The 14,490-nt window shown below is 40.2% G+C and carries 14 protein-coding genes and 1 pseudogene (1 of these 15 running past the window's edge); 8 read left to right on the top strand and 7 right to left on the bottom strand.

The genetic code is table 11. The features are described from left to right. A protein-coding gene (locus LEP1GSC190_RS12250) for a mechanosensitive ion channel domain-containing protein (RefSeq protein ID WP_002748067.1) crosses the window boundary here: on the top strand, positions 1 to 93 show its 3' portion. 789 nt of this gene lie to the left of the window's left edge; the window shows 93 of its 882 coding nt (coding positions 790-882); its start codon lies off the left edge, out of view; the stop codon is at positions 91 to 93. Positions 94 to 262: 169 nt separating this feature from the next. Here LEP1GSC190_RS12250 and LEP1GSC190_RS12245 read toward each other — a convergent pair whose 3' ends face one another. The 4 genes from LEP1GSC190_RS12245 to LEP1GSC190_RS12230 all read right to left on the bottom strand — a co-directional run bounded on the left by LEP1GSC190_RS12245 (position 263) and on the right by LEP1GSC190_RS12230 (position 3,347). Next, positions 263 to 1,429, bottom strand: coding sequence for an iron-containing alcohol dehydrogenase (locus LEP1GSC190_RS12245; RefSeq protein WP_002748116.1), 1,167 nt, complete (start codon positions 1,427 to 1,429; stop codon positions 263 to 265). Positions 1,430 to 1,506: 77 nt separating this feature from the next. Further along, complete coding sequence (locus tag LEP1GSC190_RS12240) at positions 1,507 to 1,830, bottom strand: flagellar biosynthesis anti-sigma factor FlgM (RefSeq protein WP_002616547.1); 324 nt, start codon at positions 1,828 to 1,830, stop codon at positions 1,507 to 1,509. 12 nt (positions 1,831 to 1,842) lie between these two features. Continuing rightward, positions 1,843 to 2,610, bottom strand: a complete 768-nt coding sequence (rsmI, locus tag LEP1GSC190_RS12235; protein ID WP_002748065.1) for a 16S rRNA (cytidine(1402)-2'-O)-methyltransferase — start codon at positions 2,608 to 2,610, stop codon at positions 1,843 to 1,845. After that, positions 2,607 to 3,347 carry an LIC11073 family putative lipoprotein gene (locus tag LEP1GSC190_RS12230; protein WP_002748080.1) on the bottom strand — a complete coding sequence of 247 codons (741 nt, stop codon included), beginning with the start codon at positions 3,345 to 3,347 and terminating at the stop codon, positions 2,607 to 2,609. The genes rsmI and LEP1GSC190_RS12230 overlap by 4 nt, the downstream gene beginning before the upstream one ends. A gap of 112 nt (positions 3,348 to 3,459) precedes the next feature. On the opposite strand from LEP1GSC190_RS12230, the gene LEP1GSC190_RS12220 reads away from it, so the two are divergent. After that, positions 3,460 to 4,155: an LIC_20245 family lipoprotein gene (locus LEP1GSC190_RS12220; protein WP_002748092.1), complete on the top strand. Its 696-nt coding sequence runs from the start codon at positions 3,460 to 3,462 to the stop codon at positions 4,153 to 4,155. Between the two features lie 225 nt (positions 4,156 to 4,380). Here LEP1GSC190_RS12220 and nadE read toward each other — a convergent pair whose 3' ends face one another. Then, on the bottom strand, positions 4,381 to 6,315 hold the full coding sequence (gene nadE, locus LEP1GSC190_RS12215; protein ID WP_002748103.1) for an NAD(+) synthase: 1,935 nt from the start codon (positions 6,313 to 6,315) through the stop codon (positions 4,381 to 4,383). A gap of 296 nt (positions 6,316 to 6,611) precedes the next feature. Between nadE and pyrE the strand changes: the two genes are divergently transcribed. From pyrE to LEP1GSC190_RS12170, 6 genes and pseudogenes are all read left to right on the top strand, one after another. Continuing rightward, positions 6,612 to 7,175, top strand: a complete 564-nt coding sequence (gene pyrE, locus LEP1GSC190_RS12200) for an orotate phosphoribosyltransferase (RefSeq protein ID WP_002748107.1) — start codon at positions 6,612 to 6,614, stop codon at positions 7,173 to 7,175. Continuing rightward, positions 7,168 to 7,875, top strand: a complete 708-nt coding sequence (locus LEP1GSC190_RS12195; protein WP_002748089.1) for a hypothetical protein — start codon at positions 7,168 to 7,170, stop codon at positions 7,873 to 7,875. Before pyrE ends, LEP1GSC190_RS12195 begins: the two co-directional genes overlap by 8 nt. 536 nt (positions 7,876 to 8,411) lie before the next feature. Then, positions 8,412 to 9,079 (top strand): annotated as a pseudogene (locus LEP1GSC190_RS12190) (IS5 family transposase); the annotation flags it as partial. A 347-nt stretch (positions 9,080 to 9,426) separates the two neighbouring features. Continuing rightward, positions 9,427 to 10,122 carry an ABC transporter ATP-binding protein gene (locus LEP1GSC190_RS12180; protein ID WP_036048304.1) on the top strand — a complete coding sequence of 232 codons (696 nt, stop codon included), beginning with the start codon at positions 9,427 to 9,429 and terminating at the stop codon, positions 10,120 to 10,122. Positions 10,123 to 10,128: 6 nt separating this feature from the next. Further along, positions 10,129 to 12,618 (top strand): ABC transporter permease, encoded by a 2,490-nt coding sequence (locus tag LEP1GSC190_RS12175; protein WP_002748100.1) that lies wholly within the window; start codon positions 10,129 to 10,131, stop codon positions 12,616 to 12,618. A gap of 76 nt (positions 12,619 to 12,694) precedes the next feature. Then, positions 12,695 to 13,621 (top strand): hypothetical protein, encoded by a 927-nt coding sequence (locus LEP1GSC190_RS12170; RefSeq protein WP_002748098.1) that lies wholly within the window; start codon positions 12,695 to 12,697, stop codon positions 13,619 to 13,621. Positions 13,622 to 13,629: 8 nt separating this feature from the next. Here the strand turns inward: LEP1GSC190_RS12170 and LEP1GSC190_RS12165 are convergent, their stop codons facing one another. Both LEP1GSC190_RS12165 and LEP1GSC190_RS12160 read right to left on the bottom strand, forming a co-directional pair. After that, positions 13,630 to 14,031: a transposase gene (locus LEP1GSC190_RS12165; protein WP_117344655.1), complete on the bottom strand. Its 402-nt coding sequence runs from the start codon at positions 14,029 to 14,031 to the stop codon at positions 13,630 to 13,632. A 22-nt stretch (positions 14,032 to 14,053) separates the two neighbouring features. Then, complete coding sequence (locus tag LEP1GSC190_RS12160) at positions 14,054 to 14,413, bottom strand: transposase (RefSeq protein ID WP_126160281.1); 360 nt, start codon at positions 14,411 to 14,413, stop codon at positions 14,054 to 14,056. Positions 14,414 to 14,490: the final 77 nt, after the last annotated feature.

The raw sequence follows: 14,490 nt of genomic DNA, 5'->3' as shown, positions 1-14,490 counted from the left end.
ACTCACATAAGAGGAAGAAGGGATATGAAGACGAAAATTTCCCATCAGATTTTGAAGGAGTTTAAGCAGTTCCCTGGAATTCGGATTTTGTAGTTTAAAAGCCTTTTCAAAAATGGAATTCGGCTTATCGCAAAAATAACGAAGAGTATGGAAAATAAGTTAATACTTTGACGGGTTCTAAGAGGTGTTCGTGGGAGGTTCCGTTTTATGTAAGGAATGTTTGGTCCTACCAAAACGGTTAAGAGAAAACTTTGTGTGAGTCTTAAAATGCCGCAACGAGGATCGTTTCGATTTCGTTCTTGGGAAGCTCTCTCGGGAGGGAATCCAAAAAAGGAAACGAAGCCGCAAGGTTTGCGATCGATGGAAGATCGATCTTTTTTACCTCGTATTCTGAAAGCCTCTGGGGAATTTTTAGTTCGATAAAAATTTTACGAATACCTTCCACGGCCTTAATCGCTGCTTCAATCACAGAAATATTGGTGATATCCTCGTCTAAGGCTCTCGCGATCATTACATACTTACCTGCGGAAGAGGTCAGATTGTATTCCATAACGTGGGGGAGTAGAATGGACATAGACTGAAAGATATCTAAGTTTGTAATATTCGCACTTGCTAATGAAAGAGCGAAACAAAGTCCGAGCGAACTTGAGGATTGAGCGATCCCTGTCAAAAGGCTCGCCGCGTAGAGACCGTTTTTATAGTTTAGATTTTTTGGATCCCTGATCGAAGGGATCAGGTTTTTTTGTAAAAGTTCGATGGCTCTGAGTGCGGAAGAGATTGTAAATTCCGTGGAAAACTTAGAAAGAATCGTATCCACGGCTGCGGCCAAAATCCCCACACCTACTTTGGAAATGTCTGCGGAACTCATAAATGAGGAAATTTTAGGGTCGGCAATGATCAGTTCGGGAAATAAGAACTCGTGAGAGAAATACTTCGTAATCTTTTCATCTCCGAGAAGTATCGTCGAGATGGGAGAGCATTCCAAACCGAAAATGGGATGAGTCGGAATTAAAATCAGAGGAATCGGTCTTTTAAGCTTTGCCTTCTTGTCGTTTATCATGTCTTTCGCGAAGATATCGTTTGTGACGAGTAGGGCAATGAGTTTTGCCATGCTGATTGATTCGTAAGAGCCGTAACCGATGATACAATCGGCGTTTGCGATCTTCGCGAAATAAGCGGCCGTATCTAATTCTTCTGAGGTAGGTTCCTTGACGATGTCGTCGTAGAGGATGACTCCGTCGATATGTTTTTCTAAACTCGTTTTGATCATGGAAAGTTCGTCCATATTATCCAGCTCTTGTTGAGTGGAAAATATCACGGTTCTTGAACCGATGTTTTTGACGAAGTTACCCACTTTGTACCCGCAATCGGCTTCAAAGTGGATTTTTGGAGGAAATGTATAATGAACCCAATCGGGGAGTATCGGCATCTTTGTCGTCTCCCGGAGCTATCCTAGCGACTTTCTAATTTAGATAGAGGTAAAAAATCAGTTTATTCGTACGGTTTTTATTGACCCAACATGGTTTCTGAGATTCTGTCCGCGATTGTATTCAAAACGTCGGAACTCAGATTATCGTAATCCCCGTTTTTCAATTTTTCCTTAATTTCTTTGAGTTTAACGGAACGATCACTATCGTCCGGAGTGGAAAGAATTTTGCGAGTTATAGTTTGAATTTCCGTTTGAAGTCGTGCTTCGGATGCTTTTTGTTTTGCGGTATCGGAAATAGAAACGTTATCGAAAGTTTCTTTTGATTCAGCTTTTTTAACCGGAGTTGTTCTTTTCGGTTCGTATCCGCTTCCACCGATCCCACCGATTTTATCGATAGTCATGATTTATTACCTCTACTGAATTCTATCGGCCGATCTAGAAGAGCCTTTAAGCATTTTTTTCCGATTCGTATTGATTAAAACCACAAATTCACCCTTATGGACAAATTTCTTCGGGTTTTCAGAGAGAAAAGGAGAGAAATAGAGGATTTCTTCGTGAATTTTTGTCATTTCCCTACCAACAAGAAATTCGGAATCTGGAAAAACCTCTTCTACCGCATCCAAAGTATCCCCGATTCTATGAACGGATTCAAAAAGCATGACGAGTCCTTCGAATTTTTTCCATTCGGTGAGTTGGTTTCTTTTTTTATTTTTCTTTTCGGATAAGAATCCAAGGAACAAAAACGGATTAGCTTGCCAGCCGGAAATTCCGAGCAGTGCCGTGAGGGCGCTTGCACCTGGAACGGGAGTGATTTTAAATCCTGCCTCTCGAACCACTCGAATCAAATGGGAACCTGGATCCGAAACCCCTGGAGTTCCTGCGTCTGAAACGAGTGCGAACGTTTTTCCCACTTTCAATTCTTCTAATATACCGGAATATGGAGTTTCTGATTGATCTCTGTAGAGAGTAGAAGCGGGTGCCGAGATAGAATAAGATCGGAACAGTTTTCTAGAGTGCTCCGCATTTTCGCAGAGGATTCGATCCGTATTCTTTAAGATTCTAAGCGCTCGAAAGGTGAGATCTTCTAGGTTTCCGATCGGAGTGGAGACTACATAAAGAGTTCCCGGCTCAAGAGGAATTTCCGCAAATGATTCGGGAAAGGATTCTTCCCCTAAACTCATAGATTGCAGCCCGGAGGAGAAACTCCGGAAGGACAAACACAACCAGTTTCTTCCGCGTTAGAGATCGTGCAAGGATTACAAAGTGTTCCGACGGGACAATTTTGTTTTACCACGGTTGTGCAAGAAGCGTTATTGCATTCCGAGGGATTGCAGCTGGAACCGATCGGACAGAGGTAGGGCCTGGAAGAAGAACACATTTTTACAGGAGTAGAAGGATTGGAGAAGATTCCACTGTTCAAAAGGGCCCTCATCGTGAACGTATAAATTTCACATTTAATAAATGGAAATACTCCAGGGGGAGGAATCTGATTGAGGATCCTGTGAGTTTGTAGTTTAGAAGAACTCGTAGATGCTTCGGAAGAAAGATGAGAAAAGGAAGGTTGTACTCCATTTTCCAAATACACGCTTCCAGCGGCGAGGGTTTCCGCAACCGAAGGAGCTGTCGTTGTGATGTAGAGATTATAGCCTACGAATTGTGGTTCTGCATTGGTCACATAATAGCGGATTAAAAATTCCGGTTTATAATTGTTCGGCTCGGATAGGAAATCTACGTCTTTTGACATAGTATTCGTGATTCCCTCGTTTACTGCGACGATGCTTAAAAATTGAGGAACCCCTACTGGAGAAATAAATATAAAAGGAGATTGTGCCACATCCGTGTTTCTACCACAACCTAAGAAAATACAAATCAAGGAAAGAACCGGAAGAAACGTTGGACGAAGAATCTGAAAAGCCATTTTTATCTTGCGTAGGATTTGGTTTCTTAAAAATTAGAAACGTATTCGGGATAGAATTTCCTAGATCAGCGGTCTTACAATCAAAATTTCTCGAATTTCTTCGGAGCATCTCGTGGTTAGCATTCGTAAATTAGTTCTTTATTCTGGGATTTCAATTGTGTTTGTTGTACTCGTTTGGATTCTTTTTTCTTCGGAAGATTCAGGTGAGAAAGAAAAAAAGAGTAAAGAAGCAGATAGTGTTGCGCTTTTATTAGGTGGAGGGGGAAGTTCATCGTCTTCTTCCGGGAGCGGGAGTAGAACGAACGAATCCATTTTCGATTCTTCCTTTTATAAGGCTGGAAAGGGGGAATACGTCGAGGCTGAAAGAGGAGAACAGAAAGAAGCCGATCCGGATGCGGCTGACGCGGATAACCCTATCAATCCTCAAACGAATAAACCTTATACCAATGAGGAGATGGAACGTTTCAGTCAGCTTCGGGAACGTTTCCCGAACAATTCCCTCGTTCCGAAAAAGTTAAGCCCTGCGGAAAAGGAAGCGAAAAAACAAGAAGACAATCAGATTGCGGAAGCGGCAAGAAATGTTTACGCAAGAACTGCTTCTCCGACTCAAATCCGTTTGTATTACAATCATATGGAAAAACAAACTCTGGATAGAATGGATATCATCAACTATCTTGTGGATTTACAAAAGGGTTCCGGAGATGAAGAGACCGAAAAAAAACTACAGAACATCCAGGATTCTATCAAAAACCAACTCCAACAGGTTCAAAAGGATAAGGAAAACGCCTTTCAACAAGCCGGACTGTAAGTGCCTTGAGGATATGGTATTTTGGAAATGATCTGAAGTATGAAGGGCACATTTTCAGTGCCTTCCCTTCAACTGATTCTTTTCCAATTCTTTAAAATCCGTTTTTTATTTCTGGCAGATATCTATTTTTACAACGTATAATATCCTAATCATTTAGATCTCTTTGTGACACTACATTATGCAATGATTGGTAATAATCGGAACACACTAGCAGTTAAGAATATTCTAAATTTCTGATTCACTTTCTTCGGAGAGAATCGGAAACCGAAAACTGGATTTAGGGTCTAATCCGTAATCGTCCAGGTGAAACGAGGGAGGAAGTCTTTCCCGTTTCCACTGATTTCTATGAAAGAGGACGATGTATTTTCGCACAGATTCTTCCAATCCTCCGGAGGTTAATTTTTGTATTTCCGAGTCTTTCGAAAGAAGTTGAACGATTTCGGAAAAACTGGCGCCTCGTACTATGAATAACTCTTCGATTTTTTGTAAAAGAGGGTAGGGCATTAGATCCTTTTCGTCTTCTTGTTTATCTTTTAAAGGTTTAAGTTCTGCGCTTGGGGGAGACAGCGCAATCTCTTTTACCGAAGGATATGCGGGAAGGATCGAATCCTTTCCTTCTGCGACAAAGCGCATCCATTTCAAAATAAATTCTTTACTAACTCCAGTAAGAGGGGCGACCGATCCGGAAGAATCTCCGTCCATCGTGGTATAGCCGACGCTTGCTTCGCTTCTATTTCCGGTGGAAAGAAGAAGATGTCCGTTTAAATTTGCGAGCATCCAAATGATCGGAGAGCGGATTCTCGCTTGTATGTTCTGCAGAGTTAGATTGTGCTCGTTCCAATTGAAAGAAATCCCCGTGATCTCGGAAATTTTCTGGGAGATATTTTGAACTTCGGTGTCAATTGTAAGCTCTCCATGAACGGACTTTACGTCTTCAGCCAATGCTTTTGCGAGAGATCTAGTCCGGTCCGAATTGTTTACGGTCGCTTGATAGAGAGTGGAAAGAATGGAGTCTTCTTTGATTCCTTGGGAGCTGAAAATTTTTTCGCCTAGTTCTTGTTTGGCAATTTTTTTCATGGCAGTTACAAGAAGGGCACAGGCAGAACTGTCCGCTCCGCCGGAAAGGGAAAGTGTGTAACCCTTTGTTTTGGAGTGTATTAGATAATCAAAAAGTCCTAATGCTACTGCTCTTGTGAAATCCAGATATGATTCTTCTTCTTGGGAAATGGAAGGTTCCGGAAGCGGATAATTTATTTTTGGAGTTCTTTTGGGAAATTTAAGACTGAGATGGATCCGATTTTCTTCGAAGGATTTTTTTGAGCTGAAACGGTTTCCGGAAGGGCGAAAGTTTTTTGCACGATCGGCTCTGGAAGTTTCAAAGTTTATTTCACAGGAACAAAAATTGAAATCGCCGAAAAACAGACGTTGCGATTGCGCAATTAGCTTTCCGTTTTGAACGATCATCGAGCCGCCTTCGAAGATCAGCCTTCCTGACTCGTTTCCGCAGAGATTGGAAAATAAATATACGTTCGATTCCCTTCTGGAATTTTCCTGAAAGATCTGCCTGCGGATTCTCTGCTTTCCGAATGCGAAATGAGATGCTCCCGGAGAAAGGATGAGATCGGTTCCAGCTTCGGAGAGTGGAATTGAAGGCTTTTGTAGAACCCAGGAATCTTCGCAGATTTCCACTCCGAAAGAAAATTGATCAGTTTCAAAAATGAGGGAACCGAAAGGAATTACGGAACCGTCCGGAGCAGCAAAATTTTTACGGGTTTCTTCTCCTCTCGTAAACCATCTGTTTTCGTAGTGCACTCCCGTGGAAGCGAGATTGGATTTGGGAACGATTCCCGCTACGACTCCATTGCAAAGTACGGCCGCACAATTGAATAGATAAGGATTTTGGAATATAGGTAAGCCAACAATTACGATCTTATTTTCAGTAAGAGGAAGAAGTTCGGTCAAAGAATTCCAGGATTTTTTCCAGATTCGAGGAAAGAAAAAAGAATCTTCGCACCCGTAACCTGAAATACAAAGTTCCGGAAATAAGATCAAATCCGAGTTCTTTTCCTGTTCGAGAACTTTTTTGATCTTATTTAAATTTCCTGTAAAATCGAATACTCTCGTTTTGAGAGAAACGGATGTAAGCCTCACGGGTCGCATGTTTTACAGGATCCAGGTTGAAATTTGTTTTGAAAGTGTTTTTTTATTGGAACTTATTTTGGTAAACGATCTTGTTTATAAGACTCGAAATTCCTTGGAAATAGGATTAGGACGAACTGAGTCCACGTTTTTTTGGTTGAGTAGGTTTTGGAAGAACGGGGAGGCGTTTGCAAAGTCGGAAAATACGTGAATTCATGCTGATAGAATCTGTTTTTGAGATGGCTTTCGATTGAAAACGGGTTTTCGGATTCTTTCCTGAAAATTCACTGGTTAAAAACGTGTAAGAAAGAATTTCGATGAAACAGAAACTTTTAGAACTCATTCGGACTCATGCATACCGTTATTCGGAGCAACCTTTTACCCTCGCTTCCGGAAAAAAATCCAGACATTATTTTAATTGTAAGGAAATTACGCTCGTTCCGGATCGTTTGGAACTTCTCTGTCGATTTATCGTAGAACGGCATTTAGACGAATCAGGGATTTTAAAACCGCAGGCTTTCGGAGGTCTTACAATGGGAGCCGATCCAATCTGCTACGGAATCAGTTTGGAATTTAGAAAACAAGATAGGACCGTATACCCTCTGATTGTTCGCAAATTTTCCAAGGATCACGGAACAAACAAATTGGTGGAAGGTGCGGTGCACGCGGTAAAAAACTGTGTGATCGTAGACGACGTAATTACGACTGGGGGATCCACCATTCAAGCGATTCGTAGCATGCGTGATTCTGGAATCGAGGTCACTCAAGGAATCTGCATTTTGGATCGCCAGGAAGGTGGAAAGGATGCGATCCTTGCGGAAGGGGTTCAAATGTTTCCTATATTCAAAAAAAGTGATTTTGGGAATTTGGAACATGAGTGAATTTCCGTACGATTTCGATAAATTTCGAAGGAATCTGATTTTTCGTTCGATTGCCGTAGTTCTTCTTTATCTCGTGTTTATTGTCTGGAATTTCCTTAAAGTTCCGGAAGAAAATCGAACTGATTTCGTGAAAATTTTTGGTCTTCTTTCCATGGTTCTCGGATTTCTGCTTTATAGAAATTTTTCCAGACAGTTGAAGATTTTAAAAGGAGCCAAAGTGGAATTGACTTCCAATTCCCTGAGGCTCTTCAATTCCAAAGGTCAGTCTCTTGAAACGAAACTCAAGTCTATCGTATCGATTGAAAGGGACGTGTTCCGTTCTTACGTTCGTTTTTTGATTGCAACAAAGGACGACCTGATTCCGGTTTTGAATCTTTTAGAACCTGATCTATTTCAATCCGAGCTGGAAAAAAATTCCGGAAAAAAGGTGGTCGTTCAAAAAAGCAGACCCGGTTTTTTACATCCGAAAACTCTTTTGTATTTCATTCCTTCTTTGATTACGTTCGGCGCCGTTTTTTACGAACCTTTTCATTTGAGAATGGAGTCCTTTTATCTGATTGCTAATATAAACGCCCTTCTCGTGGCGGTCTATTTTCCGGAAGATAAGGTAAAACTTGTGTATTCCGCAAAACGGAGATGGATTTTCCTTTTGGGAGCTTTATTGATAGCTCAGTGTTTGATTTACTTAAAAATTCTATAATATTTAAATGAACGATCGCACACTACAGATCGGCTCATCCTCAGTACATTCCGAGTAAAAGGTTTACAATAATAGTGAACTGGAACGGAAGTTGTTGCCTGTGCGAGTAGAAAGATCATATTATAAAGTGTAAATGGGATTAGAGTTAATTTTGGAGTTTGAAACCTGTTAACTAACAAACACTATAGGATGTAATTCTATTAAGATCGAGTCTAAGAGCGTGTTCTTAAAAACCTTCTTGTACACATTAATGTATGATGCGATTTGACCTCAGAGTTGGGTCATTTAGATATTTTCCTGAGGAAATTTGGAAACGTCTTCATCCGCTGTTGCCCAAGAGAAATCACAATTCACATAAGGGCGGCCGTCCATGACTTAGAACCAGTCTCAAAACTTCAAAATGTAAGAACTACAATCTTAAGCGACAGGAAAAACCGCCAATGTGAGTAATCTGTAGGAACTCCCACATTTTTAGAAACTTGCTGGATCGTTTAGAAATATTTTTTTAAGGTTTTGGGACGGGTTCTTATGATTGAGTAGTAATGGCAGAGATATTTTACAGGGTTTGAACTGGAATCCAATGAAGATATATTCCTCCAATGTTCGGTTCGAAATCAACGTTACATAGAAGATTCCAGGAATGGGTGGCAGCAGAAGTTTTTAATAAAATTAAAAAAGAAGCATTAAAACTTTATGAATGTTCTGTTAAAATTAGAACTAAAAGAATATGACATCGGACGGTAGCTTCAAGGGCTTCACGGGTCCAAACCCGACGGATCTCTGTAAAAGAGGCATTTAAAGGCATATTCTTGTCAATCGGCCATCTGTAGCTTTTGTAATCGTTTCGGCTGAAACTTACGATTCTAAACTATTATTTCCTAATTTAAAAAATTTTAGAATATTTAGAAATTATAATGTTCTGAGGCCGGAGATTCTTTCTTTGGATAAAACTTATGCTAACAATGCAATTGAGGATAAATTAAAAAAGAGGAATATTCGGTATCGAATTCAAAATAAAAAGAACGCGAGAGATCCTGAATGGACTGCTCCATTAAATCCTTTTAGATGGATAGTCGAATGCACTTTTGCTTGGCTCAATGCGTTTAGAGCTATAAAAACTTGTTGGGAATTCGGATTCGATAATTATAATTCATTATTCCGACTCGCATTTGCTATCATTTTATTTAGAATGTCCTGGAAATAGGTTTTGGGACAAGCTAAGTAAAGCCAACGTAATTCTAAATGTAACATCAGTATTTGACGATCTCAAAATTAGGGAAGAAGCAAAGGGGTTGAATACTAAAGAACGAGCCGAAGTTATCTACGACATAGCAAGTTGTAATCTCTCTTGAATTAATTTCTTTATTATCATTTCTATTTCATCTTAATTTCAGGTACTCATTTTGATATTAGCGATTGGGATTTCATAGACTTCTTTTACGATCCTTGTCGAAATTTGGACAAATCATAATTATCCATCAAATTATATCGACTCCGCATTTTTTCACTTTCCATAAATTTCATTCCGAATTCTACTGTTCCCTCAAAGAAATGACAAACCCTAACATAGCAGATCCCAAAAGAATTAGGATTTCAAACCTCCGTAAGTCGTATCAAAGCGGAAAGCTTCAAACGGAAGTTCTCAAAGGACTGGAATTGGACATTCCAAGTTCTTCTGTCATCACTCTAATGGGGCCTTCGGGTTCTGGTAAATCAACTTTTTTGAATATACTTTCCGGCATAGACAAACCCGATTCCGGAGAGGTTTTTGTAAACGGAAAGTCTCTACATTTAATGAACGAAAAGGAGCTGACAAAATACAGAAGAGAGGAAACAGGAATCGTATTTCAATTTTTTCATTTACTTCCGTATTTAAATGCACTTGAAAATGTGGCCGTTCCTCTTTACATTTCCGGAATCGGAAAAATGCAGGCCCGAAATACGGCGGAAGAAGCGCTCGAAAAAGTAGGACTTTCTTCGAGAAAATTTCATAAACCGGACGAACTTTCCGGAGGAGAACAACAAAGAGTAGCAATTGCAAGAGCCCTCTGCAAACAACCGTCTCTTATTCTTGCGGACGAACCCACCGGAAATTTAGACACGAAAAATGCGGAAAATGTAATACAACTTCTCATAGACCTGCAAAGACAATACGGGTTTACACTTTTTATAGTAACCCACGATCAAAAGCTTGGTTCTTTAGGGGAATTTCGTTTGAAGATGATGGACGGAATTTTGGTGGATTAGAACCTCGTGTCTTTTCGGATTTATACACTATTCTTATTCGAATATTTTCGAAGCCATAAACTCGGTGCATTTTTCGCGTTAGCCGGAATATCCTTGGGTGTAGGACTTTTCATTTCGACCAGCGCAAACGGAATAAAAGCGGAAAAAAGTCTGACGGACTTCGCTATGGGATACTTTCAGGGGAAATATAAGATCAAAATTTCCTCTTCTTTAGGAGATCAAAACATTCCGGTTTCTCTTATCCGTGATCTATCAAAAGATCCTTCGATCGTAAAAATCGCTCCCCGACTTCAAAAAGAAGTCATTTTAAACGATTCGGTTCGAGGCGTATTTATCGGTTTGGATTTTTTAAAAGAATCCGGAGAGTTTCTTTCCAAACCAGAAATCCAAAACTCCAGTACACAAAACACAAGAGATAAACTTTCTTCCGTTTTTATCAGCCGCTCCCTTTCCCAAAGGATCGGAGCTTCTAAAGTCGATATACGCACAAACTCGAAGAACTTCTCCGTTACGGAGTTGACTGTATTTGATACGGAAGGCGGAAGTATTCTTATGGAAGACATAGAATCCGCAATGGAAAGATTCGAGACGGCAGGACACGTTAGTTTCCTTTTAATCCAACCTGACGAGTTCCGGCCGGAACAAAAACGGATTCTTGAACAGAAATTAGGCCCAGACTACAGAGTAGAAACAGTGGAAGATATCCAGGAAAAATCTGGAAACGCGTTACGCTCCTTTCAGATCAATCTTTTGGTGATCTCTCTCATTTCTCTTATAATTGCACTCTTTATGGTTTCTAACACGATGTCCGGTTTATATGTCAGCCGTGAAAAAGAACTGGGAATCTTAAAAACGATGGGACTGAGCGCGGGTCACACTTTTTTCCTCTTCGTATCTCAGGCTTTGTTTTTGGGGATATCAGGAAGTTGTATGGGACTGGGACTTGGTTTTCTTTTTTCGAAACTTGATTTTTTCAGCCCGGAAGCGACTTCTGTGAACCTTTCCTATCTTAAAACATACAATTCCGTTCCTATTTCCACTTGGCTACTGGGATTAGGAATCGGAATTGTCGGATCTTTTTTATCCGCCGCAGTTCCATCTTTTAGAGCGGGAAAAATTTCTCCGGTTTCCATTTTGAGAGAATCCTCTTCGGGAACGTATCGAACGAACGAATTCCGTCTGTTATCGATCGGACTTTTATTTCTCTTTATCTTTACTTGTATTGCGTTTTTTCCGTTTCGCTGGAAATTTCCTATTTTCGGGCTTCTGGGAATCGGAGGAATTGTAGTCGGTTTTACTCTCTGTTTTCCCTGGGTATTTAAAACTTTCGTGATATTCTTTTTTAAACTCGTAGAAAGATCAGATCGGTCTTTTGTTTTTATGAAAGTAGGTTTGGAAGAAATGAAAAATCAAACGCTACGAAATACGCTCACATCCGCGACTCTGATGCTTGCCACTTCTCTTGTAGTCTGCCTTTCGATTTTAGCGGACAGTTATCGAAGATCCCTGAACGATTGGGTCGAAGCAGAATTCCCCGCTGAGTTTACGATCATCAATTCAGCAAACTTAGTGGCGGAAATCCAAGGAGGAGTTCCCATTGGTTTGTTAAACGAACTCTCTCAAATTCCAGAAGTGAAATCCCTCGACGGTTTTTGTGTGAATACGAAAGTCGAAACGGACCGGGGAAACTTTACGATTCATGCATATACGTTTGCAACACACGACCGGGAGGATTCTCCTGAACGCCTAATAAAAACGGAAAACGAAATTCTAATCTCATCCAATATGGCTTACCTGCAAAATTTCAACGTAGGAGACTCAATCCTGATCGAAACGAAATTCGGAAAAAAAGAATTCAAGGTTCGAGGTATTAAGGAACATTTTTTTTCGGAGCGCGGAACGATCATGATGGATATTCGAAGTTACGAAAAATTCTTCGGACTTCATGCATACAATTCGATTAAGATCTTTTTAAAGAAAGACGCAGACCAAAAACAATCGGAAGAATCGATCTCTAAAATTTTAGCACAAAACTCCTCTCTAAAATTGCTAAACGTAAAAGAATTACGAGAGCTTTATACGGAAGGAGTGGATAAAGTCTTCGGAGTCTTAGAAACCCTAAAAACGACTGCTTTTATCATTGCCATGCTTTCTTTGATTTCTTCTTTGTTTCATAATCTCATTTCGAAAAAAAACACTTTGGGGATTCTCAAATATTTGGGGGCCGATCTTAGACAACTCGAAAAAATTTTACTGACCGAAAGTGTATTCATCACAAGCGTCTCCATTTGTTTTGGGATTCTTCTGGCGTCTTTTCTTTCCCCCATAGTTTTATACGTCGTTAACAAGAACGCATTCGGATGGACCTTAAAATTCACCGTTTCTCCAGAAGTGCCGATCTTTTTTCTAATTCTATCGCCGATTCTAGGGATTCTATCCTGTTTGGTTCCGTTATATACTTTACAAAAATTGAGTTTTCGAATCAGCCAAGAATGAAGACGCTTTCTTTCTCTTTTCAGGATGAAAACCAACTTGATTCGAAACCTTCTTTCCAATAGGATGCCTAATTCTTATGAGCGCATTAAGTGAAGTAGCGTTACAAATCGCTTCCGAAATCCGGAAAGTAAATCTTCGAGAAGATCAAAGAATTCCGACCTCGGATGCCTTCATTAAAGAAATGATGTCACTTTATTCAAGGGAACCGGACGATCTTCGAAACATTCTCGAAGCCCTTCGAGCGGCCAAAATCATATTCATCATTAAGATCGTTTTGCCGGAAGAAAAGATGAGTAAGATAAACGATCCGGGCGTAGATGCATACGCCTACGCGGATCTCAAAATTCTTAGCGACTTGAAATATTATTCAGAAAAAAAATTAGAACGCCTTTATGAAGCAACTTACTATAAAAAGAAATCCCCTTCCTTAATCACAAGAGAACTTTTTCCGAAAATCCGAGAATTGAATAATACTCCGATCGGAAGAATGGTCAATATCGTCGTGATGCTCGAAGAGTTCATCCGGATGATGAACAACAATCCCAACGATTTCGAAGAAGGATCCCGCTCTCAGGCCATGGAAGACATTCTCGTAGCCAAAGGCGATACCCCTAAAAGTATCTCCGACGAATCCTCTAAATTGACGCCTTTATCGAATTCTTTTGGACCGACTCTTTCTCAAAGAGCCACAGATCGTATGGCAACTCAAGAGACCAATCTCAACCCGAACAGCCCTTGGGGAAGAATGGCCTCTAAATTTTCAATTGAGTTCTTACTCAGAGTACACCTCAGAAAATGCGAGTTTGAAACGGTCCGTAAATTGATCACCTCGGGAAAGGTAACCGATGAAGTGAATCTCCGTTTGATCCGAGACAGCCTTTTGAAAATGGAAAAAAACATCAACGTGGACAAGGTTCTCGCCTCTTATCTGGAAGAAATGATCGAACTCAGAAGACTTGCTCAGAGAAAGCTAAATGCGGTCTCTAAACCGAGAACTTTTTAGAGGTTATCTCAAAAACTCCTAATAACGATCATGATACATGCGAGTATCAGAATTCCATAAAAGTTTTGATCGTTTCGTTCGTATCGAGTTGCAAATCTTCTGAAGTTCTGTAGCCAAGAAAAAGTTCGTTCAATTTTCCATCTTCCACGATATTTCCGCAGCTTACGTCCATCCTGTGTCTTTTTCTTTTTTCGATTTGATTTGTGTGGAGCGATCAAATTTACTTTATATTTCTTTTTAAGATATTCATCTAAAGGACCAGAATCGTAAGCACGATCTCCGACTAAATCTTTGATTTTGCCTTTGACTTTTTTGCGGATGATTGCACCTTCCGCGAGCTTACTTTCATGCGGCGAAGCACTTTCAATCCCGGCGGAGATAGGAATACCATTTTTGTCGACGATAACCATGACTTTTGTACCCTTTCCCCGTTTAGTTTTGCCAATACGTAGGCCCCTTTTTTCCAGGAACAAAAGTCCCGTCAATGAAACACGTACTTAAATCCATCTTGCCTCTTATTTCTAAGTCATGAAGAAGCGCTTCTAAAATTTTATCCAGGGTTCCATTTTTGCGCCATTCTTGAAATCTTCGATGGCATGTTTGATATGCGGGATATCTATCAGGTAGGTCTATCCACGGAGCACCAGTGCGAAGAATCCATAATATACCGTCCAAAATTGATCTTGAATTTACACGCGGACGACCTTTACCGTCATCTCTTGCTTCGGGTTCTACAAGTAAATCGCAAAGCAAATCCCATTGTTCGTTCGTTAAGTCACCTAATCGGCTCATAACGATCAATTATATTATTTATAGTTTAAGTACAAGAAATTTTAAGTCTGACTACACGGATGACGGTTTTTGAGATA

The sequence above is a fragment of the Leptospira mayottensis 200901116 genome, from assembly GCF_000306675.2.
In the GTDB taxonomy this organism is placed as follows: domain Bacteria; phylum Spirochaetota; class Leptospiria; order Leptospirales; family Leptospiraceae; genus Leptospira; species Leptospira mayottensis.
This window is presented reverse-complemented; position numbering and strand designations above follow the sequence as displayed.